We start from the raw sequence: 25,418 nt of genomic DNA, 5'->3' as shown, positions 1-25,418 counted from the left end.
CGTCGCCCTCGCGATCCAGATTGCGCACCAGAATCAAGCTTAAAACCCATGTCCAAGCCGTTAATTTGCCTGCGTTTTGTCAATTTATCATCAAGCTTCGATGCCATTGATTTCAAGCATGATCGAGGTTCGCAGAAGATCAGCAGGCTTGGCCTTTTGATCCTGTTTCTGACACTGCATCTTGTTTTTTCGGCGCAGTCGGCGTGGGCGAAAGAGGGCACAAGAACCACACCGTCCGCGCGGAAGCATGCGGCAAAAAAAGACACAGCGGCGAAACGCAAAGCAAACGTCAGCGCCAAGAACTTGCGCTCCCCACAGCGCCGCCCGTCCCCTGGCACGCGGAACCGGAGCCCCAGGATCGTAAAGAATGCAGTCGCGAGGCACGGCAGAGTAGCGTCTGTCCAGTCTTCGCTAAGCACTCGCCGTCATCGCGTCCGCCCAGCACTACACCCGAAGCCCGTGGCCGATCTGCGTGAGATCGAGGATTCACTCGATCTGCGATCAAACTCGGTCCTCGTGTGGGACCCTGCCACTTCGCAAATCCTGTTCGAGAAAAATTCGACCTCGGTACAGCCGATCGCATCGATCAGCAAGCTCATGACGGCCCTGGTCGTGGTCGAGGCGCAGCAGGACATGAGCGAGGTGATCGAGGTGATCGCGGATGACATCGACAGGATCAAGCACACTTCATCGCGCTTGCGCATCGGTTCGCAATTGACGCGGGCCGACATGCTGCATATCGCGCTCATGAGCTCCGAAAACCGGGCCGCATCGGCATTGGGCCGGAATTATCCGGGCGGCCTGACGGCTTTCGTCGCCGCGATGAATGCCAAAGCCAAGGCCCTCGGAATGCACGATACCCATTATGTCGAACCGACCGGTTTATCGAGCGAGAACGTATCCAGCGCGCGCGACCTTGCAAAACTGGTGGTCGCCGCGCAAGCGCACCCGATCATCCGCGAATACTCGACCAACCGCAAATACGAAGTCGACCCGGGCGGCCCGTCGCTGCAATACAGGAATTCCAACCATCTGATCGCCAATCCGAACTGGGACATCATTCTGCAGAAAACCGGGTATATCTCCGAAGCGGGGCGTTGCCTGGTCATGCAAACCATGATCAAGGGACGGTCGATCGTGATGGTTTTCCTCGACGCGAAGGGCAAATTCGCGCGCGCCGCCGATGCCGGCCGCGTGCGGCAGTGGCTGGAAGCGGCCAAGGTTCCGCAAATGTGAGGAGCGCTGCGACGACCGCTTAATCGAGCGCCGCGTGGACCTCGCCTGGCGCAGCCTTCTTTGCCGGCGCGCGCAGCAGCACGATCAAGGGCACGGCGGCCAGCGTGATCCACATCATCAGCCGAAAGTCCTGCAGATAAGCGAGGGTGGCAGCCTGGCGGGTCACTTCGCCGTTGATCGCGGCCAGGCCCTGTGGCGTGTTCAGGTTGTACGCGCCGGCCTCGACTGCCTGCCGCAGCGCAAGGTTGAAAGGATTGATGTAATCGGCCAGCGCAGCATGATTGGCCTGCAGGTTTTGCGACAGCTTGGTGATGACCACCGAGATCCCGATACTGCTGCCGATATTGCGCAACAGGCTGAACAGCGCGGTGCCCTCGTTACGATAACGCGGAGCCAGCGTGGCGAAGGTAATTGTCGACAGGGGCACGAAGATGAAGCCCAGTCCCAGCCCCTGAATGACACCGGTGCGCACTACATCCCAGCTGCCGATATCGGTGTTGAAATGCGTCATTTCCCATAGTGAAAGACTGGTGAGCATCAGGCCCAGGAAAATCTGGTAGCGAACATCGACCTTGCCGGAGAGCTTGCCGACCACCATCATCGCGACCATCGTCCCTATGCCGCGCGGCGCGAGCACATAGCCGACATCGATCACCGGATAGCCCATCAGGTTCTGCAGGAAGGGCGGCAGCAGCGCCATCGTCGCAAGCAGGATGATGCCGACGATGAAGATGAATAGCAGCCCGACCGCGAAGTTGCGATCCTTGAACAGCCCCGGCTCGATGAACGGGTGTTCATCCGTGAAAATGTGGGCAACGAAAAGATAGAAACACAGTCCTGCGAGCATGGCTTCGATCATCACTTCCGCGCTGGCGAACCAGTCGAGCGATTCGCCGCGATCAAGCATCATCTGCAAGGCGCCGATACTGATGCTGAGCAGTGCGAATCCGAGCAGGTCGAAGCGGCGCGTACGGTCCGTCTCTGTTTCTCGCACATAGGCCGCCAGACCCAGCCATGCCAGCATGCCGAACGGCAGATTGATGTAGAAGACCCAGCGCCAGTTGTAGTACTCGGTGAGCCAGCCGCCGAGGGTCGGTCCGAGGATAGGGCCGACCATCACGCCCACGCCCCACAAGGCCATGGCCGAGCCGTGCTGTTCACGCGGATAGGTATCCAGCAATACCGACTGCGACAGCGGCACAAGGCTGGCACCGAACACGCCCTGCAGCAAGCGGAACAAGACAATCTGCGTCAGGCTTTGTGCCGCGCCGCACATCATCGAGGCAACGGTAAAGCCGACCACCGCCCACATGAAAATGCGCTTGCGCCCAAAGCGCGCGGTGAGAAAGCCCGTGAGCGGCATGAAGATGGCTGCCGCGACGATGTAGGAAGTCAGAACCCAGGAAATCTGGTCCTGGGTCGCGCTCATCGAGCCCTGCATGTGCGGCAAGGCCACGTTCGCAATCGTCGTGTCCAGTGCCTGCATGATCGTGGCCAGCATCACGGACAAGGTGATGAGTCCGCGATGCGCGGTGTCAGGCCGTCCGGCCGGCATGGAAGCAGCACCCATGTTGCTGTCTTAGAGTGAAAAGCCGAACAGGCGCCGGCGATGGCCGGTGTCGATCTCCACCGAGGTGGACAGTCCGGCACGCAACTGCGGCAGGTTCGGCTTGTCATCCAGCTTGATGCGCAGTGGTACCCGCTGCGCGATCTTCACCCAGTTACCGGTCGCGTTTTGCGCCGGGATGATGGAAAACTCCGCGCCGGTGGCCGGACTCAGGCTATCAACCACGCCGTTCCATTCGGCGTCCGGATAGGTGTCGACATGAATACTCACATGCTGACCCGGGGCGACATTGGTCAGGTCGGTTTCGGTGAAGTTGGCCTCGATCCAGAGGTTGCCGTTCGCCACCAGCGCCATGGCCGTGCTGCCCGCCGCCACGTATTGGCCGGGTTTGGGCGGTTTGCTGACCACGCCAGGTAGCGGCGCACGCACTTCGACGCGGGCGAGGTCGAGCCGTGCCTGTTGCAGCTCGGCTTGCGCGGCGAGGTAGCTGGGATGCTGCTCGACCGGCATGTCTACGCTGCCGCCGAGGGATTCGGCGATGCGCTTCAGATCCTGTTCCAGCGCTGTGACCTGCTGCGCTGCCAGGTCGGTACCTTGTTTGGCTTCGTCAAGTTTGGCGGGCGATATAAAGTTCTTTGCCGCGAGATCGGCCTGCCGGCGCTGTTCCTTCATCGCGAATGCATATTTGGTGCGCGCCAGTGCGATTTCAGCCTGTTTCCCGCGATAGCTGGCCTTGAGCGCGGCCAGGTCGGTGCGCACCTGCGCCAGTTTGGCTTCGTCTTTCGCGACGGTCACCTGGAATGACGAGGGATCGAGACGGAACAGCGGCTGTCCGGCGGCCACGCTTTGATTCTCCTGCACCAGCACTTCCTTGACCGCGCCCGACACCTCTGAGCTGACCGGCACCTTATCGGCCTTCACATAGGCATTATCGGTTTCGACATAACGGCCGCCTTTCATGTACAGGGCGAACACCACCAGCATCGCGATCAGCGGCACAACCACCAGCAGAAGTATTCGCTTCATGCGCGGATTACGCCGGCGGACTGCGGCCTGCGGTTGAGCTTCATTGGTATTCGTTTGCGTCATTGGGCATGTTCTCCGGAATCGAGGCATTGGGGTGCAAGCAGATTGCTGCGCATCCTGTTCAGGGCGGCCAGCACAATAGAGACTTGCTGCGGGTCTATCCCGTCCAGAACGTCAGCGCGTATCTCGCCGACAACCTGCCTGATTGCCGCAAGCCTTGGCTCTGCCGCCGCCGTGAGATACAAGCGATAGGCGCGACGATCGGCCGGGTCCGCGCGCCGTTCCACCAGGCCTTCGGCATGCAGGTGGTCGATCAGGCGAGCCAGCGTGATCGGTTGCACTTCCAGTAATCCAGCCAGTTCAACCTGGCGGATGCCTTCGTTTCGCTCCAGGTAGAGCAGGGCCCTTGACTGGGCAAGCGTGATGCAGCTTCCCTCTGTGCGTTGCTCGAAAGCATGGCGCATGAGGCGTGCGAGATCGGCAATCAAGAAGCCGATACTTTCCTTGTGGAGTTCCATCGAATAGCTCAAATAATAGTAAGCAGTGCTTATTATAAGCCAGGCGCGGTTTGTCCTCAATTAGACTGCCTGGCCCGGAATCCACGAGATGCCTGCTTTACTCAGGTCAAGCAGACACGAGGGCATTCGTGCAGAACCGCGAAAAGCTTGTATCGTAGAGAAAGGCGCGGGGAGCTGATCAAACCCCGACTTACCTGCCCATGTCGTATTTGAAACTCGTCGGCTAACAGTGGGATTACATACAGGCGTGCGAGCTATGCACGATTCATGCACCTTACCCCGGGCCCGTGATGTAAACGTCCGCCTTCTTCCACGGCTCCTGGCCGCACTGGTTCTTGCGACATCGCTTTCCGGATGCGTCAACTTGCCGCCGCTGGAGAATCGCAGCGTCTCTACTGCCATTACCGATACGGCGCGAACGACGCTCGGCAGGGCGGTCGCGCCGCTCGTGGCCCTGCATCCCGCGAAGTCCGGCATCTACACCTTGCGGGATGCGCGCATTGCATTCGATGCGCGTGTCGTGTTGACGCAATCGGCGCAACGGACACTGGATGTCCAGTACTACATCTGGCGCAACGACATGACCGGGGGCTTGTTGTTCGAAGGCTTGCGCGACGCCGCCGATCGCGGCGTGCGCGTCCGGCTTCTGCTCGACGATAACAACACATCCGGACTCGACCCGGTACTCGCGGCGCTGGATGCGCATCCGAATATCGAAGTGCGCCTGTTCAACCCGTTTGCCATTCGTTCGTGGCGCTGGCTCGGGTATCTCACGGATTTTTCCCGGCTGAACCGCCGCATGCACAGCAAGTCGTTCACTGCGGACAACCAGGTGACGATCATCGGCGGCCGCAACATTGGCGACGCCTATTTCGGCGCTACCAACGATGTCCTGTTTGCCGATTTGGACGTGATGGCGATCGGTCCGGTCGTCGCCGGCGTATCGGCGGAATTCGATCGCTACTGGGCCAGCGATTCATCGTATCCGGTCCAAGGTCTGCTGACGCCCGTCACCGACGTGCAGTCCGCGAATCTCCGGCTGGCCGCAATGGCGATGGAGAACAGCCCGCCAGCCAAGGCATACATCCGCGCGGTAAAGGAGTCCTCATTCGAACGCGAGCTGCTGCAAGGCGCGCTGCCCTTCGAATGGGCCATAACGCTGATCGTCAGCGATAACCCCGATAAAGGCCTCGGGAAAGCCACGCCGGAAGGACAGTTCACCGACAAGCTGAAGCGGGCAATCGGGGAGCCGAAAGACGAGGTCGATCTGGTCTCACCCTATTTTGTGCCGACGGCTTCGGGGGTGGATTCGCTGGCAGGCATGGTGCAGCGTGGCGTGAAAATCAACGTGTTGACCAATGCGTTCGAAGCGACCGACGTCGCGGTTGTGCATGCCGGCTATGCCAAGCGGCGCAAGGCGCTTCTTTCGGCCGGAATCACGCTCTACGAATTGAAGCGACTGGCACAGATACCCGCGGCACGACGAAGCGGCAGCAGCCTGGGGGACAGCACTTCCGGATCCAGTCTGCATGCGAAGACTTTTGCCGTTGATCGAGAGCGCGTTTTCATTGGCTCGTTCAATTTCGACCCGCGATCCGCCAGGCTGAATACGGAACTGGGTTTTGTCATCGAAAGTCCGGCGCTGGCACAGCAGATTGACGACGCATTCAAGAACCGGGTTCCGCTCAATGCGTATGAAGCAAAGCTCGCGGAGGACGGAAGGGTCTACTGGCTGGAGCACAAGGAGGGCGCCTTGATCCGGCATGATATCGAGCCAGGCACCACTCTTTGGCAGCGCTTCGGCATGTATCTGATGTCGCTCTTGCCGATTGAATGGCTCTTGTGAAATTCACATCTTTTCACAAAACGTTTCTTCCAAGTAATGTAGAATATTCACCAACTTGGTGACTACGGTACTGAAGCGTTTTGTTTAGCCTGCACTTTCAAACCTGCCCGCGGAAAATGAGAGCAAGCTCGAGCTCATCCATCCGTACGCAGCTCGCCTTGCTCGTCATGGCTTGCGTGGTACCCGCAGCAGTGATCGCGGGCACGCTGATCTTCTACGACTATCAGCGTGCCCGCGAACAACTCGTCAGCAATTCCGTCGCCACTGTCCATGCAATGGCATCCGTCGTGGACAGCGACCTGTCCAGCATCACCGCCTCGTTGAGATCCCTGGCCACTTCGCCGTATCTGAAATCGAATGATCCCGCGGCGTTTTACGGCCAGGCCAAGGATGTGCTCAAAAGCCAGCAGGGCGACAACATCGTGCTTGGCAACATGATGGGCACGCAATATATCAACACCCTTCGCCCATTCGGCATGCCACTTCCACAACGGACTCGGTTAGGTCTCTGGACCACGATGCAAAAAACCCGCGAGCCGATGATTTCCAGGCTATTCGTCGGCCCGATTTTCAACCGCCCGGCAATCGCGGTCGGCGTTCCGGTTGCGTGCAATGGCATGGAGATGTGCAGTCTGAGCGTCGGCATGTTTGCGGATCGCTTTATCAGGCATCTGCAGGCCCAAAGCCTGCCTCCGGACTGGATCGGCATCATTTTCGACCGCAACGGCGCGATCGTCGCACGCACGCGTGACAATGCCCGCTTCGTCGGGAGGATGGCTTCGCAGGATTTGATTACGCGAATCGCGGCGTCAAGCGAGGGCGCTTTCGAACGACGAACGGTGGATGGCGTCGCCGCAGTAACTGTTTTCAGCCGCTCCGCCGTTTCCGGTTGGACCGTAGCAATCGACATACCAACGAAAACATTGACCCATGCCCTGTGGCGAAGCTTGTCATGGCTCATTCTTGCGACAACGCTGCTATTGGCCAGCAGCCTTGCCGTCGCGTGGTGGGCGGGCGGACGAATTGCGCGATCGATCCGAGGCCTGACGCGTCCGGCACTCGCACTTGGCTCCGGCAGACCGGTGATCGTTCCGCCACTCCATCTGAAAGAGGCGAATGAAGTCGGGATGTCGCTGATGAAAGCATCCGAAATGCTGCTCCAGGCGCAGCACCAGGCGCGGCATGACGTGCTTACCGGCCTGTCAAATCGGGCGCTGTTTGGCGAAATCGTCGATCAGCAACTGGCGCTGTGCCAAAGAAACGCCGCTTGCCTGTCCATTCTTTATATCGATCTCGACGGGTTCAAAAATATCAACGACCAATATGGCCACGCGACCGGCGACAAATTGCTGTGCATCGTCGCTGAACGAATCAAAGCCGGGATACGGGACTCCGATCTCGCCGCACGCCTGGGTGGCGACGAGTTTGCGGTCCTATTGATCGCTGCGACGACTGAATCTGCGGCAGCAGTGGCCAGAAAGCTGGTCGACAGTCTATCCGTTCCCTATGTGATGGAAGACCTTACGGTCGGCATTTCAGCGAGTATCGGCGTGGCTGGATACCCGGACTCCGGAACGAGCAGCAAAACGCTTTTCCACTGTGCCGACGATGCGATGTATGAAGCCAAAGCCATGGGCAAGTGCTGTGTCGTCGTGTCGAAACGCATCGACAAGTAATAGACCTGATGTCACAAGCTGCGCCGTGACGCATCGGCAAGCTTGCCGACCGGGCACCACAAGCAGCGCCTCGTCCACTCCCGCGACACTCCCGGTGGCGACGAATCGGATGGCGGGGAGACTTAGGCGCTAGGACGGGAAATCTCGCTCGGTATTCCTATGCTGGCTTGCAGTGCATCGACAGCTGCGAAACCGGGCGCCGCCTGCAATCCCGGGCACTCGCCGGCATCCTGCATGCGCAAGCCCGGGGTCGCATCGAACTGTTCCGCCACCCATTCCACGAACGCTCGCACCTTGGCCGAGAGGTGCCGGTTTTGCGGATACACCACCTGGACAGGCATCGGATCGACACACCAGTCTTCGAGCACGCGTTCGAGCCGGCCCGCGGCGATATAGGGCTGGACCACGAATGCCACCATTTGCGCAATGCCCATGCCATTCAATAAAGCCGTCATGTAGGCATTGGCATCGTTGACTGCCAGCCGGCCCGGCACCTTCATCTGGATACGCTGGCCATCGCGCGCGAAATCCCATTCGTAGGTCTTCCCTGTCTTGGCCGAGAAATACTTGAGGCACTGATGACGATGCAGGTCGTCCGGATGCGTCGGCCGCCCGTGCAAGGTGAGGTAGGAGGGCGTCGCGACGGTAATGAACCGCATGACGCCAATGCGACGGGCGACCAGCGTCGAATCAGATAGCTCGCCGCCGCGTACCGCGCAGTCCACGCCTTCCTCGATCAAGTCCACCGGGCGGTCGCTGCAGCCCAGGTCGAGGTCAATGCCGGGATAGCGGGCGTAGAAATCGGGCAGGAGGGGAATCAGGAAATGGCGGGCGAAACCTGTCGAGACGTCTACCCGCAGCCGTCCGGTCGGGCTGGCGCGACTTGCCGACAACGATTCTTCGGCGTCACGCACATCGGCCAGAATGGAAAGGCAGCGCTCATAATAGGCGGCACCGTCGGCCGTCACGCTGATCTGCCGGGTGGTGCGGTTGAGCAGCTTGGTCGACAGCGCCGTTTCGAGGCTGCGTACCAGGGTCGAGACGGTTGCCTTGGGCATCAGCAGGTTTTCCGCGGCGCGCGTGAAACTGCCGGTATCGACCACCTGCACGAAGACTTCCATTGCTTGCAGCTTGTCCATTTCTTTCTCCTTGGAGCTGGCGCGGTGTCGTTTTTGGTGCTGGTTTCTATGGCGAACCCGACACTGCACCAGTCTCACTCCTGACAGAACGTTGTCAGTATCCCTGCCTTATAGTAATGGCAACCGGCTCGGCAGGAATGCACTTGATCATTGTTCAGATTCTTGAACAGTCAATTCGTTTTATGCTGGTTTGTCTATATTCTAGAACAAGCTATAGTCCAACGCATGAAAGCCGGATTTGAGAAACCAGGAGTCCCTTGTGAGCAATCGTGACGCACTTTTCGCCGTGGCCGTGCTGGCGCTGGGCTTGTCCGGTGCGGCCGGGATGGCAGCGACTGGCCAGATCGTGGGCACTGCCGTGCGCGCGCAGGCCATGGGCTTTGATGTACTCGCCGACCGCATGTTCGACGGCAAGGCTTGCAGCACGGCAGACGTGCAATAAAGGACGGATACCATGCAAGGCAAGACGACGGGTTGTGTAGGTGGCGAGACGGCGCAGCTGGAATACCGCGCACTGGCGGTGCAGGGCGCGAAAGACAAGCTGGCCGCGCGGCTGTATGCGACGAAGCGTCCTGCGGGTGATGCGGCACCTGGCCTGATCGTGTTCTTTCCGTCGGGCGGTTTTGTCACGGATGAACTGGATGCGGGTGACGAGTTTTTCCGCGCGCTCGCAGTCAGTACCGGCTGGAACGTACTGGGGAGCAGTTACACGCTCGCCACGGTACGGCCATTCCCGGCTGCAGCGGAGGACGCGCATGCAGTCCTGAATTGGGTCGCCCGCAACAAGGCCAAAGTCGGCTGGGATGGCAAGCGGCTGGTAACGGCCGGCATCGAAGCTGGCGGCAACCTCGCGGCGGTATCGGCGCTGATGGCTCGCGACCGCGGCGGTCCGACGCTGACAGCGCAACTTTTGCTGATGCCGATGCTCGATCCCGGTCTTACCAGCTGCTCGATGCGCAGGCTAAGCCGCGATGCTGGTGTGGCGCGCGCCACCGACCAGTGCGCGGCCGCATACCGCGACTACTTGCCGCGTGCAATCGACCGCGCGCATCCGTATGCGTCGCCTCTGCAGTCCAGCCGCATGAAGGGCCTGCCACCAGCATTGATCCTGTCGGCCGACGACGACCCGCTGCGCGATGAGGCGGAGCAGTACGGCATCAAGCTGAATTCAGCCGGCATCATGGCAGTGGTCAAGCGTCTGCCGCATATCGAGCTGCAGGAACCGAATGCGCGATGCAGCTGCGCGCGCAGGGAGAACGCACTGCGGGAAATTGCTGCGTTCCTCGAGAGGCTGTACAAGGAAACGCCGTCGTAAGTTTCTAATCAATCCGCTCTGAAACACAAGGTCGGCCGTGCCGCAAGCACCGGCCGCGGGATCTCTTTTTCTTTGGAAAACGGAAGGACAACAACATGAAAACCACCACCCGTCTTGCCGCCGCTTTATCACTGGGCAGCCTCTCAGCACTTCTCCTGTCTTCCTGCGGCGAACCCGCCGCGCAGGAAGCCGGCAAGCAGGCAGGCGGCGGCCCGCCAATCACCGCCGCAGCCGTCATCGAGAAATCCATCGTCGAAACCCAGGAATTCACCGGACGGCTGGAAGCGGTCGACCGTGTCGAGATCCGACCGCGCGTGGCCAGCTTCATTTCCAAAGCGAATTTCAAGCCGGGCGCATTAGTGAAGAAGGGGCAGGTGCTATTCGTGGTCGATCCGCGCCCATATGAAGCGGAAGCGCGTCGCACCGAAGCCGCTGCCATCGCCGCACGCGCCAAAGCCGACCTCGCGCGTACCGAGCTCGCCCGCTCGGAAAAGCTGGTCGCGGAAAAGGCGGTCGCCCAGCGCGATGTCGACGAGAAAACGGCGAATGCAAAGGAACTTGAAGCCTCCGCACGCGCTGCACAGGCCGCCTATGAAGCCGCGAAACTGAATCTCGGCTTCACCGCAGTCACCTCGCCGATCGACGGACGCGTGAGCAAGGCGGAGGTCACGGTCGGCAACCTGGTCGACGGCAATGCGGTGTTGACCTCGGTGGTCTCCGCCGACCCGATCTACGCCAGCTTCGACGGTGATGAAGACACCTACCTGCGCGTCGGCGCGCTCATCCGCGCCGGCAAATCGGTATCGGTGCGCATCGGACTCGCCAACGAAACCGGTTTCCCGCATGAAGGCCAGCTCGAATTCGTCGACAACCGTGTCGATCCCGCGACCGGCAGCGTGCGCATGCGCGCCACCTTCAAGAATGCGGACAACGCACTCGCTCCCGGCCTGTTCGCCCGCGTGCAACTTGCAGCGGGCAACGGGACGGGCGGCGAGACCAGGGCGGCGATGATTGCCGATCGCGCCGTCGGCACCGACCAGAATCGCAAGTTCGTGTTCGTCGTGAACGGTGAAGGCAAGGCGGAATACCGCCCGGTCAGGCTCGGTCCGGTAGTCGACGGCTTGCGCGTGGTGCGCGAGGGCGTCAAGCCCGGCGAGAAGATCGTCGTCAACGGTCTGCAGCGCGTGCGCCCCGGCGCGCCGGTGACGGCACAGACGGTCACGATGGATGCGGACCTGACGGTGCAGGGCAAGGCCGATGCGAAGGAAGGCAAGAAGGCGGACGTGAAGGCCGAGGCGGAAACGCCGGCCAAGTCGTAACGCTCCGCCATCCTTCGCCCTGAACAAGCAACAAGAGAGAACAACATGAATTTCTCCCGATTCTTCATCGACAGGCCGATCTTCGCGGCCGTCCTGTCGATCATCATTTTCGTCGCCGGCGTGCTGGCGATCTTCAAGCTGCCGGTTTCCGAATACCCGGAAGTGGTGCCGCCCTCTGTCGTGGTGCGCGCGCAGTATCCCGGCGCCAACCCGAAGGTGATCGCCGAAACCGTCGCCGCGCCGCTGGAAGAGCAGATCAACGGCGTCGAGAACATGCTCTACATGTCTTCGCAGGCAACGTCCGACGGCTCGCTCGCCCTCACCATCACCTTCAAGATCGGCACCAACGTCGAGCAAGCCGAAACACAGGTGCAGAACCGTGTGCAGCGCGCGCTGCCGCGCCTGCCGGAGGAAGTGCGCCAGATCGGCGTCACCACCGCCAAGAGTTCGCCGAACCTGACGATGGTCGTGCACTTGTCCTCGCCCAACGGCCGCTATGACGACGTCTACCTGCGCAACTACGCGGTGCTGAACATCAAGGATCAGCTCGCCCGTATCCAGGGCATGGGCGAAGTGCTGCTGTTCGGCGCGGGCGACTATGCGATGCGCATCTGGCTCGATCCGCAGAAAGTCGCGGCGCGCGGCATGACGGCAAGCGACGTGGTCGCCGCCATCCGCGAGCAGAACGTGCAGGTCGCAGCCGGCACCATCGGCGAAGCGCCGTCGAAGAATGCCGAGTTCCAGCTCACCGTCAACACGCAGGGCCGCCTGCAGTCGGAGGAGGAGTTCGGCAACATCATCGTACGGACCGGCAACAACGGTTCCGTCACTCTGCTGAAGGATGTGGCGCGGCTCGAACTCGGCTCGAATTCGTACGCACTGCGTTCGCTCCTGAACAACAAGTCGGCGGCAGCGATTGCGATCTTCGAGGCGCCGGGAGCCAACGCGCTGCAGCTGTCGACCGACGTGCGCGCCAAGATGGAAGAGCTGAAGAAGGACTTCCCGGAAGGTGTGGACTACAGCGTGGTTTATGACCCGACGCAGTTCGTGCGCGAATCGATCAATGCCGTCATTCACACCTTGCTCGAAGCCATCGCGCTGGTGGTGCTGGTGGTGATCGTGTTCCTGCAAACCTGGCGCGCCTCCGTCATCCCCCTGGTGGCGGTGCCGGTATCCATCATCGGCACTTTCGCGGTGCTGCTTGGTTTCGGCTTCTCGATCAACACGCTGTCGCTGTTCGGCCTGGTGCTGGCGATCGGTATCGTGGTCGATGACGCGATCGTGGTGGTGGAAAACGTCGAGCGCAACATCGAAAGCGGCCTGTCGCCGCGCGACGCGACGGTGCAGGCGATGAAGGAGGTGAGCGGCCCCATCATCGCGATTGCGCTGGTGCTGTGCGCAGTGTTCGTGCCGATCGCCTTCGTCTCCGGACTGTCCGGCCAGTTCTATCGCCAATTCGCACTGACCATCGCGATCTCGACCGTGATCTCGGCCTTCAATTCGCTGACCTTGTCGCCGGCGCTGGCCGCTACACTGCTCAAGTCGCACGGCGCGAAGAAGGATGCACTGACGCGCGTCATGGACAAGCTGTTCGGCCGTTTCTTCGCCGGCTTCAACCGCGTGTTCCATCGCGGCTCGCACAGCTATGAGAGGGGAGTGCACGGCGTGCTCCAGCGCAAGACCATCGCGCTCGCTGTCTATGCCGTGCTGTCGGTAGCCGCAGTGTTCGTCTTCAAGGCGGTGCCAAGCGGCTTCGTGCCGGCGCAGGACAAGCAATACCTTGTCGGCTTTGCGCAACTGCCGGATGCCGCTTCGCTGGAGCGCACCGAAGACGTGATCCGCCGCATGTCCGACATCGCCAAGAGCGTGCCTGGCGTGAAGGATTCGGTCGCATTCCCGGGCCTGTCGATCAATGGCTTCACCAATGCGCCGAACGCGGGCATCGTGTTCTTCGCACTCGACTCCTTCGAGGAACGCAAGTCGCCGCAGCAATCCGGCATGGCGATCGCGCAGCAGATCAACCAGAAGCTCGGCGGCATCCAGGATGCCTTCATCATGGTGTTTCCGCCGCCGCCGGTCAACGGCCTGGGAACCATCGGCGGATTCAAGATGATGATCGAGGACCGAGGCAACGTCGGCTACGACGCGCTGTACAAGGCGGTGCAGGCGCTGCAAATGAAGGCCTGGCAGACGCCGCAGCTGGCGGGCGTGTTCTCCAGTTACCAGATCAACGTGCCACAACTGTTCGCCGACATCGACCGCACCAAGGCCAAGCAGCTCGGCGTTCCGTTGCAAACGATCTACCAGACGCTGCAGATCAACCTCGGCTCGTTGTACGTGAACGACTTCAACCAGTTCGGCCGCACCTACCAGGTGCGGGTGCAGGCTGACGCGCCGTTCCGTTCGCATGCCGAAGACATCGCGCAGCTGAAGGTGCGCAACAACAGGGGCGAAATGATTCCGCTGTCGTCGCTGATGCGCGTCAAGGACAGCTACGGCCCCGACCGCGTGCAACGCTACAACGCCTATATCTCCGCCGACATCAACGGAGGTCCGGCGCCCGGCGTCTCCAGCGGACAGGCGCAGGCTGCGATGGAAGCGCTTGCGAAGGAAGTGCTGCCCAAGGGCGTGACCTATGAGTGGACCGAACTGACCTACCAGGAAATCCTGGCTGGCAACACCATGGTCATCGTGTTTCCGCTGTGCGTGCTGCTGGTATTCCTCGTGCTCGCCGCGCAATACGAAAGCTGGACGCTACCGCTGGCGGTGATCCTGATCGTGCCGATGTCGATCTTGTGCGCACTGCTCGGCGTGAAGCTCACGCATGGCGACAACAACATCTTCACGCAGATCGCCTTGTTCGTGCTGGTGGGCTTGGCGTCGAAGAACGCGATCCTGATCGTGGAATTTGCGCGGGAGCTGGAATTGCACGGCCGCAGCGTGGTGCAGGCCGCACTCGAAGCCTGCCGCCTGCGTCTGCGCCCGATCCTGATGACCTCGATTGCCTTCATCATGGGCGTGGTGCCACTGGTGTTCTCCAGTGGCGCCGGCGCCGAGATGCGGCACGCGATGGGCGTAGCAGTGTTCGCCGGCATGCTCGGCGTGACGCTGTTCGGGCTCTTCCTCACGCCGGTGTTCTACGTGCTGTTGCGCACGCTGGCACAACGTTTTGAAAAACAACCAGAGCCTGCCCATGCGGTCGCGCACGCGCAGGCAAAGCCGGAAGGAGTGGCATGATGCAAGCAATCAAACTCATTCCGCTGGTCGCCGCCGTCGTCCTCGCCGGTTGTGCAGCGCCAGAGCTGCGCGCGCCGGACGTCGAAGTGCCGAGCGGCTACAAGGAGGCGGCCGGGGTTGACCAGACCTTCGCCGCCAAGTGGAAGACAGCACAACCCGCCGAAGCGCAGCCGCGCGGCGAATGGTGGAGGGCATTCAAGGACGAGACGCTCACCCGGCTGATCGACGATGCAACCAAGGCCAACCAGAACCTCGCCGCCGCAACCGCCCGCGTAAAGCAGGCACGCGCCATCGCCGGGATAACGGAAGCGGACCGTGTGCCGCAGGTCGGCGTGCAGCTCGGCGGCCAGCGCGGCCGCGCGTCGGATGTCTCGCTCGGTTTGCCGCAAGGCACGCCGGTTTCGCCCCGCAACACTTGGCAGGCGAAGCTGACCGCCAGTTATGAAGTCGACCTGTTCGGTCGCGTGGCCAGCAATGTCAGCGCGGCGCAAGCCGACGCAGCGGCGAGCGAAGCAAGCTTGCGGTCGGTACTGCTTGCGCTGCAGGCCGACGTGGCGCAAACCTACTTCCGGCTGCGCGCCGCCGACGCGGAACTCGCCTACCTGAACGAGACGGTGCGCCTGCGCGAAGAGAACGTGCGCATCAACCAGCGGCGCTATGACCTCGGCGACCTGGGCGAGCTCGACCTCGAACGCTCGAAGACAGAACTGTCGACCACACGCTCCGATGCGATCGCGCTCGAGCGCCAACGCGCCCAGCTCGAACATGCGCTCGCGGTACTGCTCGGCAAACCGGCTGCCGCCTTCGGCATGCAGGGCAATCCGCTGCTGACCTCGACCTTGTTGCCGGCGATCCCGCCCGGGTTGCCGTCGGCTCTGCTGGAACGCCGGCCCGACATCGCCGCTGCGCAGCGCGCAATGATCGCCGCCAACGCACGCATCGGGGTGGCGAAGTCGGCGCGTTTCCCGGCGCTGCTTCTGACGGCAGCCGGCGGCGGCGAGTCGGCAGACCTGTCGGACGTGTTCAAGTGGAGCAGCCGAACCTGGGTGGTCGGCGCGCTGATGTCCCTGCCTCTGATCGACGGCGGTCGCAACCGCGCCAACATCGCCCGCAGCGAAGCGGCGCTGGAGGAATCGGTTGCCGGCTACCGGCAGAGCGTGCTGTCCGCATTCGCGGAAGTGGAAGACAACCTGGTCGGTCTGCGCACGCTGGCCGACCAGGCGCAAGCCATCGACGACGCAGTCGCCAGCGCGCGCCGCAGTGCTGAGCTCGCGCACAAGCTGTACGACGCCGGACGCACCAGTTTTCTCGATGTGCTCGACGCCCAGCGCAATCTGCTGGTGGTGGAACGCAGCGCGGTGCAGCTGCGCGGCTCCCGTGCAACCGCCACCGTCGCCTTGATCCGCTCCCTCGGTGGAGGATGGTGATTCATTGGCCCAGTCCATCCGATGCCTCTTGAGGGTTTTTGGCCGGCAGCGATGCCGGCTTTTTTTCGTCATCGATTAGCGTGAACGAATAGAAACAAGGAGGGCGGGGAAACCTGAATAGACTGCTTATGTGACCCACAATCGTGCGGATCATGCGGGATCCGCGCCCGGGTGCAACGTTGGTGGGTTCTGTTAGTTGGCGAAGGCCGCAGCCGGGAAGTAAATCATTGCTGTCCTTTTTGGCTGCGCATGCTCACACTCCAGAGTCGCAGCGCGATATGAATTTCAAGCGCCCGACTTGGACTGCCCCAGTAACCCAGCAGCTCCTCAACATTCGCCAGTCGCTGCCGCAACGTGTTTACATGGATACCCAGGCGGGCTGCGGTGGATTTCGCATTCTGGTTGTTATCGAAATAACTGAGTAGCGTGTGTGTGAGGTCAGCGCTGCGCTTTTCGTCGTATGCGATAAGTGGCCCAATGTTTGCACTCAAAAATGCTTTCAGACTTGTTTGATCGTGGGTCTCGAATAATACCGAGTACAAGGCCATCTCGTTTTGATCCAGGATCTGCCCTTGGACGCCGATGCGAGCGAGTACCGAAAGAGCCCGCCTTAGCGTCGTATACAGAGCGGGGGCTTCTGCGGAAGATTGAATCGGCCTTGACAAGACCCCGCGGTAATCCTGGCTGAATTCACACCGGATGGTGGAAGTGAGTCCTTTCAAGACGCCCTGCGCCTTCGTGGTCCCGCAAACGATAACCAGCGCGCCATCCACTTCATCCAGTACAAGTTGGGAAAATGGGGCGCTCGCTCGCAGGCGCCGTGCTACCAACTCTGACTTCGGTTGCTCCATCTCAATGAGCATCATCGAAATTGGCTGGGACAAATCGAGCCCGAAGCGTTCGGCTCTCTCCCATATCAATTTCGTGCTTTCCTGTCGAGGGAAAATGAGAGCGCGTAGCAAGGTGGATACATCGCGACTCTTGATTGCTTCAATTCGCTCCTGGGAGAGTAAAACGATGCCTATTACACTCGAGCTTCTTTCCAGCGTACGTATCGAAATCTCGCTGAGATCATCATGTCGGAATAGCAGTACGGCTCCAAGTACGTCATCTCCGCCTATGACAGCAGTGACTCTGCATATTTCGCCATCTGCCTCGTAGGCAATCACCGATCGTCCTCTCAGTCTGCTTTCGCGCAAGGCCTGCGTAATGGCAGCGTTGTGCGCCGTGTGCGGTGCGTAGGTATCTGCCGCGGTTCCGGCGTAATCAGATGCTGTCGCCCGGCAGATGACCTGGGAGGCCTCGTCTAGAATGAGCACGTCGCCGTCAAGCAGTTGTGCAATGGAATGACAGAGGTTACCCAGCGAAGCCCCCTTTGCGAGCAGGGACGTTAGCTGTTCGTGAGCCTCGGCGGCACTTTGTACATCGCGTGCGTGCCGTTCCAGTTCCGCGCGTGCGATATCGGCCTTTTGAAGCGCCGCATTGGCCTGCTCGAAAGCTTTTGCGTTATTAATCGCGACGGCGGCGTGTGTTGCAAGCGTGGACAGAATGGCAATGTTCAGGGCAGTGTACGTTCTGTGGTATCGATCTGCGACGAACAACAGACCAAGGACGTTGCCGTCGCAGAGCAACGGCACTCCAAGCAGTGCAGCGATTCCCTCATCGCGAAAAGTATTATCAATCTCGGGATCGTGAGGAAACCGTTTATCGTGGAGGTAGTCGGGGGTTGAAAACGGCAGGCGTGTCGACATGACGACGCTGGCGACCCCCAGCTGTCTTCCGGCAGTCATCTTCGTTGTGCTTTCAGATATCGCGCCGTCGGTGACCACTACCCGGAATTCATTGTGCTCCGCATCGTACACCGACAACCAGGTCACATGCGACCCCAGCAAATTGCGAGTGCGAGTGGCAATTGCTCGCAGCAGTCCGGTCAGGTTCAGACGACTGGAAAGATCTTTGGCGGATTCGACCACTGCCAGCATGCCCTGTTCGCTGTGCTGTTGCGACTCCAGCCGGTCCTGCACCGCCATCGCCATTTGCACGAGTTCGACAACGCCGGGCTTTCGCGGGTCGTTATCGGGAATCGCCTCGGCTTGAGCAAGATGTATTGCAAACTCTTTCGCAGGAGCGCTGCGATGCATCAGGCGAATTAGATCGGCCGCGATGTTTTCAGGCGTGTGGTCGATTCCATGATCACTCAATTTATTCATTTCGCGCCGAACAGACCGAATGGCGATTGATGTATGTGTTCCATTGTAAACCAACCTGGTTGAAAGATTTGCCGCTGGCATATGGCAGCCATTTGCGGGGCCGAATATCGCGCTGGGCGTGAAACACCTCGTCCGGGTTCTCCAAGTCTTTTTGCTGTCGTCAGGCGGCGAACGTGCAGGCGAGTGTTAAGGATGATGAACTACATCATGCGCACCATCCAGAAGCCATGTCGGCCAACTACACAAATATGCGGCTTTTGATGTCGATGCCTGACATTGAGTAGTGGGGCATCGCTCCATATAGTGTTTCCCACCGCGACCTGACACGAAGCAGCCGATTTCAGATTCCGCAAGATCCACTCCGAAATGCCGAAGCAGGCAACTTGATCATTAAACAAGTTTGGAAAGATCCTCCGCCCGGGTCGATCCGTTTCGGATTTTCTTTCGATACCGTCTCATGCGCTAGCTGGTCGGTCAGGGAAGGCCGTGTTCACTTCAGTCAACAATTCAAGCGTGTCCGTGAACGTCGGCACGCGATAACCCGTTCTAACAGGAGAGCAAAGATGAAAAAAATTCTGGACGGCCGAGTGGCCATCGTCACCGGAGGGGGAAGCGGACTGGGGCGCACCCATGCCCTGGCGCTTGCGAAGTATGGTGCCCGGGTGCTGCTCAACGATATCGGCGGGAGCCACCAGGGATCGCCCGGACGGAATGTCGTCGATCAGATTGTAAGTAATGGCGGTATCGCGATCGCGGACGGAGGTGATGTCACAAATTTCGCCCAAATGGAAAAGATGGTTGCGCTGGCTGTGGAGGAGTGGGGGCGCGTCGATATTCTAGTCAACAACGCAGGTATTTTGCGAGACAAGAGTTTTTCGAAAATGACGCTCGATGAATTCCGCCTCGTGATGGACGTTCACCTGATGGGTTCGGTCAACTGCACCAAAGCGGTATGGGAGCAGATGCGTGCGCAACAGTATGGCCGGATCGTGATGACGACATCGTCATCCGGCTTGTATGGAAATTTCGGCCAGGCGAACTATAGTGCCGCCAAGATGGCCGTCGTCGGCTTGATGCAAACGCTCGCGCTCGAGGGTGCCAAATACAATATCCGCGTCAACTGCCTGGCCCCGACGGCAGCGACTGCAATGACCGAAGGCGTACTCTCCCCCGAAGACCTGGCGCAACTTCAGCCGGCCGCCGTGAGCCCGGGTGTGGTAGCGCTTGTCGGACAAAATGCACCAACGCGCACGATTCTTCTGGCGGGTGCAGGGAGCTTCGAGTGCGCGCACATCACCATGACGAAGGGCATTTTTGCGGGGGATTCCGAGGAGCCGGTCGCAGAAATCTGCAAGAGGTTCGATGAAATCCGGGATCGGCACGACGAGACCGTTCCGGAATCGGGCTGGGAGCAGTACCGGCTCGAACTTGCCAAGGCCGGGGCTTTCGTCGAATAAGCGACAGGGAGATGCCGCCCTGGCGGCGCAATTGCACTGCATGCCGCGCGCTCATGCTCGCCGGACCTCGGGGCGGTGGGGGCCGGCGGCGAGACGCATGGGCGTACAGCGAACTTGGTAGAACTGCACTTGTAAAACAAGAAATGCCTGTTGTTACACCTAAATGCCCTCGTATATGTGCTCGGCGCACATAGTTTTTGAAGCACCCATCCCCGACACTGTAAGCCGATCATTGCGCGTCGCTCATCGACGGTGAGAGTGTGCGACGGCCCTCTAGACAAGATGCCGGCCTTTGAAGTCAGAGTCGGCTGAAAAGAGCAACGTGTATGCGGCCGGCAGCTTAATTGAAATACAGATCGGATAACCGATCGCTTCAGAGGAAAACATGAAAGACGCTGTCATTGTCTCTACCGCACGCACGCCCATTGGTCGTGCCTTTCGCGGTTCGCTCAACAACATCAAGTCGCCCACAATGATGGGGCATGCCATTCGGCACGCGGTGGATCGTGCCGGCATCAACGACGCGGAAGTCGACGACGTCGTCATCGGCAGTGTGCTGACGGCAGGGACCGGCGGCGGCAATCTTGCCCGGTACGCTGCGCTTGCCGCCGGCCTGCCCAATACGGTTCCCGGGCAAACCATTGACCGTCAATGCTCCTCGGGGTTGATGGCAGTGGCCATCGCTGCGAAGCAGATCATCGTCGATGGCATGCAGGTTGTCGTCGCCGGTGGCCAGGACAATATCTCCGCTCTGCAGAACCGCTACATGGAGTGGACATGGCAGGACGCCGATCCGAACGTCGTTGCCGCAGCCGAACATGCCTACATGCCCATGTTGAAAACGGCGGAATTCGTGTCCGCCAAATACGGCATCACGCGCGAGGCGCAGGATCGCTATGCCCTCGAATCGCAACGTCGTACCGCAGCGGCACAGAAGGCAGGTCTATTCGACGACGAGATCGTGCCGATCCGCACCACGATGGCCGTTTTCAGCAAAGAAACCGGGCAGGTGAGCTTCCGGGATGTCACCTTGTCCGCGGACGAAGGCAATCGCCCCGATACGACTTTCGAAGGATTGCAGCTCCTGAAGCCGGTAATTGATGACGGCGTGATCACGGCAGGTAATGCGAGCCAGCTCTCGGATGGCGCATCGGCTTGCGTTGTGATGGAGCGCAGCTTGGCCGAACGTCGCGGACTGGAAGCGCTTGGCATCTACCGCGGCATCGCGGTGGCAGGGTGCGCTCCGGAAGAAATGGGAATCGGGCCCGTGCCCGCCATTCATAAACTGCTCGACCAACACGGACTGACCATCAAAGACGTCGGCTTGTGGGAGCTGAACGAGGCATTCGCGTGCCAGACATTGTATTGCCGCGACAAGCTCGATATCGATCCAGAGATCTACAACGTCAACGGCGGCGCAATTTCAGTTGGCCATCCCTACGGCATGACGGGTGCACGTCTCGTTGGACACGCGCTGATCGAGGGAAGAAGGCGCGGAGTGAAATACGTCGTGATTTCGATGTGCGTAGGCGGCGGCATGGGCGCGGCCGGACTTTTCGAGGTGGCGTGATCCTGGCAAGACGTTGACAAAGGCAAGCGTTATTCCGAGGACGGAAGCGACGTAATTGATTGCCTGCCCGCGCTCGATTGGATCGAGACTGTTTTCATGATCGGCTTCCGGCAGAAAGGAGCTCCATATCTTTAACGCCGGAGTATTCACACCAATGTAAAGGGGGACCAGGAAAGACAATAACTACAGCATTGCAACAATGACCAATACAGAACGCCGAAACAATATGGCGTATGCACAAGATCCATAAGGAAGAGGAAAATGACTATTCGCTTGAAATCCCTGATCCTGCCAATTTCATTCGCTGCGGCGATTGCCATTCCCGCGACAGCTGGCGCCGAAGTTGTGAAGATGGCGTTCATCGATCCCTTGTCGGGCTCGTTCGCGCCAGTCGGGGAAAATATGCTGAGAAGCTGGCAGTACATCGCCGACCTGGCCAACAAGCAGAAGTGGGCAGGCGACAACACCTTCGACATCGTTGGTTTCGATAACAAAGGCAGCCCGCAGGAATCGCTGGTCCAGTTGAAGGCAGCAATCGACCAAGGCTATCGCTATGTCATCCAGGGTAACGGCTCGGGCGTCGCACTTGCCCTCATCGATGCCATCAACAAGTATAACGAGCGTAACCCTGGCAAAGAGGTTATCTACCTGAACCATGCGGCAGTCGATCCCGACCTCACCAACAGCAAGTGCAGTTTCTGGCACTTCCGGGTCGATGCCAACAGCGACATGAAGATGGAGGCGATGACCTCCTACATGGCGAAGGATCCGAACATCAAGAAGGTCTACCTGATCAACCAGAACTATGCATTCGGCCATTCTGTCCAGCGTGCAGCCAGGGAGTATTTGAGGCGCAAGCGCCCGGACATCCAGATCGTCGGCGACGACCTGCATCCGATCGGGCAGGTGAAGGATTTCTCGCCCTACATCGCGAAGATCAAGGCGGCCGGCGCCGATACCGTCATCACCGGCAACTGGGGTGCCGACCTCGCGCTGCTGATCAAGGCAGCGAAAGACTCCGACCTGAAGACGAACATGTATACCTATTACGCCGTGACCACGGGCACACCCACGGCGATGGGCAGCGCCGGCGTCGATCGTGTGAAATTTGTCGGCTACTGGAACCCGAACAACCAGGGCTTTGTCGGCAAGGACATCGTCGAAGGTTTCAAGAAGAAGTACAACGACGATTACTACGCGATGGCGACCTATACCGGCATGAAGATGCTGGGTCAGGCGATCAAGGAGACGAAGTCGACCGACCCCGTGAAAGTCGCATTTGCCATGGAGGGCATGAAGGTGCAAAGCCTGAATGGCGAAGTCGAAATGCGCAAGGCCGACCACCAGTTGCAGCAGCCGCTTTATATCACGACATGGACCAAGATCAACGGCAAGGACGTGAAGTATGACCAGGAGAACACCGGTTACGGCTGGAAGACCAACCAGGTGCTCGACACTCATATCTCGGCACAGCCGACTTCCTGCCAAATGAAGCGTCCGTCGAAGTAAGAATGCCCGCGCAGCGTGGTGCCTCGCAGGTCACCACGCTGTTTCCCCATACATAAAAACAAGAGAGTTGCACACCTCGCAGGAGTCACTTCGTGGAGTTTACAGTCATCACCTTGCTGAACGGCATGAGCTACGGGCTCCTGTTGTTCATGCTTTCCTCGGGCCTGACGCTCATCTTCAGCATGATGGGCGTGCTCAATTTTGCCCATGCCAGCTTCTACATGGTCGGAGCCTATTTCGCTTATTCGATCAGCAGCGTGATCGGCTTTTGGCCGGCCCTGGTGGTCGCACCTTTGCTGGTAGGCGTTATCGGCGCTGTGGTCGAACGCTACGGCCTGCGCTCGGTGCACAAGTACGGCCATATCCCCGAACTGCTATTCACCTTCGGCCTTTCCTATGTGGTGGTGGAGCTGGTGCAACTGATCTGGGGTAGGGCGGCCGTGCCTTATTCGATCCCACCCGAGCTGGACGGGCCGCTGTTTACGCTGTTCACCACCACCTTCCCGACCTATCGCGGTTTCATGATGTTGATCGCTGCCCTGATGCTCGTGTCGATTTACCTGGTACTGACGAGAACCCGCATCGGGCTGGTCATTCAGGCGGCGCTGACCCATCCGGAGGCGGTGGAGACGCTCGGGCATAACGTGCCGCGGGTGTTCATGCTGGTGTTTGGCGGAGGTTGTGCGCTGGCTGGCCTGGCGGGTGTGATCGGTGGCAATGCCTTCGTCACCGAGCCAGGCATGGCCGCCACTGTCGGCAGCATCATCTTTGTGGTGGTGGTGGTCGGCGGAATGGGCTCGCTTGTGGGCGCCTTGCTCGCCTCGCTGCTGATCGGCGTCCTGCAGACATTTGCCGTGGCGCTCGACTATTCGTTTGCCACGCTGATGTCGAGCTTCGGCACCGCCGTCACACCGGAAACCTTCGGTTATCCAGTGCTGAAGCTGACCATTTCCCAGGTAGCGCCGATCATGCCGTATCTGCTCCTGGTCCTGATTCTGATCTTCAGGCCGCGTGGCTTGATGGGCACGCGTGAGGGCTGAACCAATGAATACTTTAGCAATGACAAACAGCCTGACCTACAAACCGATGAATCTGGCGCGCTGGATCATCTGGGGCATGTTCGCTGTGATCCTGATCGTGGCGCCCCTGATCTTCAACAAGGGCGCGTCGCTGTCGATCCTGTCGCAGATCGGCACGGTGATGATCTTCAGCCTGTCGTACAACATGCTGCTCGGGCAGGGCGGCATGCTGTCCTTCGGACATGCCGTGTACTCCGGCCTGGGCGCGTTTTTTGCAATCCATGCGATGAATCTCGCCACGGCCGGCAAGATCTGGATGCCGGTCACGCTCGTTCCGCTGGTCGGCGGCTTCGCCGGCATGTTCTTCGGCATGCTGTTCGGTTATGTCACGACCAAGAAATCAGGCACCACATTCGCGATGATCACGCTGGGCATCGTCGAGCTGGTGTTTGCCTGCTCGCTAATGTTCCCCGAGTTCTTCGGCGGCGAGGGCGGCATCTCCACCAATCGCGTGTACGGCGAGAAATTCTTCGGCATCACCTACGGCCCGCAGATCCAGGTGTACTACCTGATCGCGTTCTGGCTGTTCATCAGCACGGTGGGCATGTTTGCGTTCACGCAGACGCCGCTGGGGCGCCTCATCAACGCGGTGCGGGATAACCCGGAACGCGTCGAGTTCATCGGCTATGACACCCAGTGGGCGCGTTACCTGACCTTGATCCTTTCCGGTTTCTTCGCCGGTATTTCCGGCGGCCTGTCGGCGATCAACTTCGAGATCGTCACGGCCGAGAACGTCAGCGCCCTGCGTTCCGGCGGCGTGCTGCTGTTCACCTTCATCGGCGGCGTCGGCTTCTTCTTCGGCCCCATGATCGGCGCCATCATCGGCGTGTTCCTGACGGTGATGCTGTCGGAGTACACGACCGCATGGCAGCTGTACCTCGGCGTGTTCTTCATCCTGATCGTGATGGCCGCGCCGGGCGGCTTGGCCAGCATCCTCATGATGAACCTGCGCGTGGCCAAGTACGGCAGATTCGGTCGCATATGGCCTCACTTGTGCGCCGTGTGCGCGATGGCGGGCGTGGCGTTCTTGGGCATCGTGATGATGATCGAAATGCTGTATCACCTGACGCTGGAGTCGGCCAATGGTACCGCCATGAAACTATTCGGCTTCCAGGTCGACACCGCCGCACCGTCCGGCTGGTTTGCCGCAGCCGTGCTGCTGGCCGTGGGCGGGTTCGGCTTCTGGCGCGCCAGGAAGTCCTTTCAACATGCGTGGGGCGAAGTGAGTACCGAAATTGAAGAACTGATCCGGAGGGCAGAAGCATGAACGCGCTGGCCCTCGAATTG

Annotated in this window: 18 protein-coding genes; 13 read left to right on the top strand and 5 right to left on the bottom strand. The window is 60.0% G+C overall.

Going from position 1 to position 25,418, the window contains the following annotated elements:
* Positions 1 to 174: 174 nt before the first annotated feature.
* Positions 175 to 1,236 (top strand): D-alanyl-D-alanine endopeptidase, encoded by a 1,062-nt coding sequence (gene pbpG / locus E6W33_RS19305; protein WP_247869716.1) that lies wholly within the window; start codon positions 175 to 177, stop codon positions 1,234 to 1,236.
* 19 nt (positions 1,237 to 1,255) lie between these two features.
* Here the strand turns inward: pbpG and E6W33_RS19300 are convergent, their stop codons facing one another.
* From E6W33_RS19300 to E6W33_RS19290, 3 genes are read right to left on the bottom strand one after another with little or no spacing between them, the layout of a single operon-like run.
* Positions 1,256 to 2,806 (bottom strand): DHA2 family efflux MFS transporter permease subunit, encoded by a 1,551-nt coding sequence (locus E6W33_RS19300; protein WP_136418963.1) that lies wholly within the window; start codon positions 2,804 to 2,806, stop codon positions 1,256 to 1,258.
* A 9-nt stretch (positions 2,807 to 2,815) separates the two neighbouring features.
* Positions 2,816 to 3,829 (bottom strand): HlyD family secretion protein, encoded by a 1,014-nt coding sequence (locus E6W33_RS19295; RefSeq protein ID WP_247869706.1) that lies wholly within the window; start codon positions 3,827 to 3,829, stop codon positions 2,816 to 2,818.
* A gap of 59 nt (positions 3,830 to 3,888) precedes the next feature.
* Positions 3,889 to 4,347 carry a MarR family transcriptional regulator gene (locus E6W33_RS19290; protein WP_136418961.1) on the bottom strand — a complete coding sequence of 153 codons (459 nt, stop codon included), beginning with the start codon at positions 4,345 to 4,347 and terminating at the stop codon, positions 3,889 to 3,891.
* Positions 4,348 to 4,711: 364 nt separating this feature from the next.
* On the opposite strand from E6W33_RS19290, the gene E6W33_RS19285 reads away from it, so the two are divergent.
* Complete coding sequence (locus E6W33_RS19285) at positions 4,712 to 6,193, top strand: phospholipase D family protein (protein WP_348983170.1); 1,482 nt, start codon at positions 4,712 to 4,714, stop codon at positions 6,191 to 6,193.
* A gap of 116 nt (positions 6,194 to 6,309) precedes the next feature.
* On the top strand, positions 6,310 to 7,869 hold the full coding sequence (locus E6W33_RS19280) for a sensor domain-containing diguanylate cyclase (RefSeq protein WP_136418959.1): 1,560 nt from the start codon (positions 6,310 to 6,312) through the stop codon (positions 7,867 to 7,869).
* 122 nt (positions 7,870 to 7,991) lie between these two features.
* On the opposite strand, the gene E6W33_RS19275 is transcribed toward E6W33_RS19280, so the two are convergent.
* The gene (locus E6W33_RS19275; protein ID WP_136418958.1) at positions 7,992 to 9,008 is read right to left on the bottom strand and encodes a LysR family transcriptional regulator; all 1,017 of its coding nucleotides are present in this window, start codon (positions 9,006 to 9,008) and stop codon (positions 7,992 to 7,994) included.
* A gap of 259 nt (positions 9,009 to 9,267) precedes the next feature.
* Between E6W33_RS19275 and E6W33_RS19270 the strand changes: the two genes are divergently transcribed.
* The 5 genes from E6W33_RS19270 to E6W33_RS19250 all read left to right on the top strand — a co-directional run bounded on the left by E6W33_RS19270 (position 9,268) and on the right by E6W33_RS19250 (position 16,306).
* A complete protein-coding gene (locus E6W33_RS19270) occupies positions 9,268 to 9,450 on the top strand; it encodes a hypothetical protein (RefSeq protein ID WP_136418957.1) in 183 nt (60 codons plus the stop codon).
* A 12-nt stretch (positions 9,451 to 9,462) separates the two neighbouring features.
* Positions 9,463 to 10,323 carry an alpha/beta hydrolase gene (locus E6W33_RS19265; RefSeq protein ID WP_136418956.1) on the top strand — a complete coding sequence of 287 codons (861 nt, stop codon included), beginning with the start codon at positions 9,463 to 9,465 and terminating at the stop codon, positions 10,321 to 10,323.
* A 95-nt stretch (positions 10,324 to 10,418) separates the two neighbouring features.
* On the top strand, positions 10,419 to 11,642 hold the full coding sequence (locus E6W33_RS19260; protein WP_136418955.1) for an efflux RND transporter periplasmic adaptor subunit: 1,224 nt from the start codon (positions 10,419 to 10,421) through the stop codon (positions 11,640 to 11,642).
* A 45-nt stretch (positions 11,643 to 11,687) separates the two neighbouring features.
* Positions 11,688 to 14,879, top strand: coding sequence for an efflux RND transporter permease subunit (locus E6W33_RS19255; RefSeq protein ID WP_136418954.1), 3,192 nt, complete (start codon positions 11,688 to 11,690; stop codon positions 14,877 to 14,879).
* Positions 14,876 to 16,306, top strand: a complete 1,431-nt coding sequence (locus tag E6W33_RS19250; RefSeq protein WP_136418953.1) for an efflux transporter outer membrane subunit — start codon at positions 14,876 to 14,878, stop codon at positions 16,304 to 16,306. The genes E6W33_RS19255 and E6W33_RS19250 overlap by 4 nt, the downstream gene beginning before the upstream one ends.
* 224 nt (positions 16,307 to 16,530) lie before the next feature.
* On the opposite strand, the gene E6W33_RS19245 is transcribed toward E6W33_RS19250, so the two are convergent.
* Complete coding sequence (locus tag E6W33_RS19245) at positions 16,531 to 18,516, bottom strand: helix-turn-helix domain-containing protein (protein ID WP_136418952.1); 1,986 nt, start codon at positions 18,514 to 18,516, stop codon at positions 16,531 to 16,533.
* Between the two features lie 563 nt (positions 18,517 to 19,079).
* Between E6W33_RS19245 and E6W33_RS19240 the strand changes: the two genes are divergently transcribed.
* The 5 genes from E6W33_RS19240 (at position 19,080) to E6W33_RS19220 (ending at position 25,398) form a co-directional block, all read left to right on the top strand.
* Entirely contained in the window at positions 19,080 to 19,973 is an 894-nt protein-coding gene (locus E6W33_RS19240) for an SDR family NAD(P)-dependent oxidoreductase (RefSeq protein ID WP_136418951.1), read from the top strand.
* A gap of 385 nt (positions 19,974 to 20,358) precedes the next feature.
* A complete protein-coding gene (locus tag E6W33_RS19235) occupies positions 20,359 to 21,543 on the top strand; it encodes an acetyl-CoA C-acyltransferase (RefSeq protein WP_136418950.1) in 1,185 nt (394 codons plus the stop codon).
* A gap of 261 nt (positions 21,544 to 21,804) precedes the next feature.
* Positions 21,805 to 23,052, top strand: a complete 1,248-nt coding sequence (locus E6W33_RS19230) for a branched-chain amino acid ABC transporter substrate-binding protein (protein WP_136418949.1) — start codon at positions 21,805 to 21,807, stop codon at positions 23,050 to 23,052.
* A 125-nt stretch (positions 23,053 to 23,177) separates the two neighbouring features.
* The gene (locus E6W33_RS19225) at positions 23,178 to 24,092 is read left to right on the top strand and encodes a branched-chain amino acid ABC transporter permease (RefSeq protein ID WP_136419100.1); all 915 of its coding nucleotides are present in this window, start codon (positions 23,178 to 23,180) and stop codon (positions 24,090 to 24,092) included.
* A gap of 4 nt (positions 24,093 to 24,096) precedes the next feature.
* Complete coding sequence (locus E6W33_RS19220) at positions 24,097 to 25,398, top strand: branched-chain amino acid ABC transporter permease (RefSeq protein ID WP_136418948.1); 1,302 nt, start codon at positions 24,097 to 24,099, stop codon at positions 25,396 to 25,398.
* The last annotated feature ends 20 nt before the right edge of the window (positions 25,399 to 25,418 follow it).

Origin of the sequence: Herbaspirillum sp. ST 5-3 (assembly GCF_004804275.1) — a bacterium.
Classification (GTDB): Bacteria; Pseudomonadota; Gammaproteobacteria; order Burkholderiales; family Burkholderiaceae_D; genus Noviherbaspirillum.
Note: the sequence above shows the minus strand (reverse complement) of the source record. Positions and strands in the feature narration are given on the sequence as shown.

What these genes read in the sequence shown, in the direction of transcription:
- E6W33_RS19300 (WP_136418963.1), bottom strand. Translation starts at nt 2,806, where the DNA reads ATGGGTGCTGCTTCCATGCCGGCCGGACGGCCTGACACCGCGCATCGC.
- E6W33_RS19295 (WP_247869706.1), bottom strand. Translation starts at nt 3,829, where the DNA reads ATGAAGCGAATACTTCTGCTGGTGGTTGTGCCGCTGATCGCGATGCTG.
- E6W33_RS19290 (WP_136418961.1), bottom strand. Translation starts at nt 4,347, where the DNA reads ATGGAACTCCACAAGGAAAGTATCGGCTTCTTGATTGCCGATCTCGCA.
- E6W33_RS19280 (WP_136418959.1), top strand. Translation starts at nt 6,310, where the DNA reads ATGAGAGCAAGCTCGAGCTCATCCATCCGTACGCAGCTCGCCTTGCTC.
- E6W33_RS19275 (WP_136418958.1), bottom strand. Translation starts at nt 9,008, where the DNA reads ATGGACAAGCTGCAAGCAATGGAAGTCTTCGTGCAGGTGGTCGATACC.
- E6W33_RS19265 (WP_136418956.1), top strand. Translation starts at nt 9,463, where the DNA reads ATGCAAGGCAAGACGACGGGTTGTGTAGGTGGCGAGACGGCGCAGCTG.
- E6W33_RS19260 (WP_136418955.1), top strand. Translation starts at nt 10,419, where the DNA reads ATGAAAACCACCACCCGTCTTGCCGCCGCTTTATCACTGGGCAGCCTC.
- E6W33_RS19255 (WP_136418954.1), top strand. Translation starts at nt 11,688, where the DNA reads ATGAATTTCTCCCGATTCTTCATCGACAGGCCGATCTTCGCGGCCGTC.
- E6W33_RS19250 (WP_136418953.1), top strand. Translation starts at nt 14,876, where the DNA reads ATGATGCAAGCAATCAAACTCATTCCGCTGGTCGCCGCCGTCGTCCTC.
- E6W33_RS19245 (WP_136418952.1), bottom strand. Translation starts at nt 18,516, where the DNA reads ATGAATAAATTGAGTGATCATGGAATCGACCACACGCCTGAAAACATC.
- E6W33_RS19240 (WP_136418951.1), top strand. Translation starts at nt 19,080, where the DNA reads ATGAAAAAAATTCTGGACGGCCGAGTGGCCATCGTCACCGGAGGGGGA.
- E6W33_RS19235 (WP_136418950.1), top strand. Translation starts at nt 20,359, where the DNA reads ATGAAAGACGCTGTCATTGTCTCTACCGCACGCACGCCCATTGGTCGT.
- E6W33_RS19230 (WP_136418949.1), top strand. Translation starts at nt 21,805, where the DNA reads ATGACTATTCGCTTGAAATCCCTGATCCTGCCAATTTCATTCGCTGCG.
- E6W33_RS19225 (WP_136419100.1), top strand. Translation starts at nt 23,178, where the DNA reads ATGAGCTACGGGCTCCTGTTGTTCATGCTTTCCTCGGGCCTGACGCTC.
- E6W33_RS19220 (WP_136418948.1), top strand. Translation starts at nt 24,097, where the DNA reads ATGAATACTTTAGCAATGACAAACAGCCTGACCTACAAACCGATGAAT.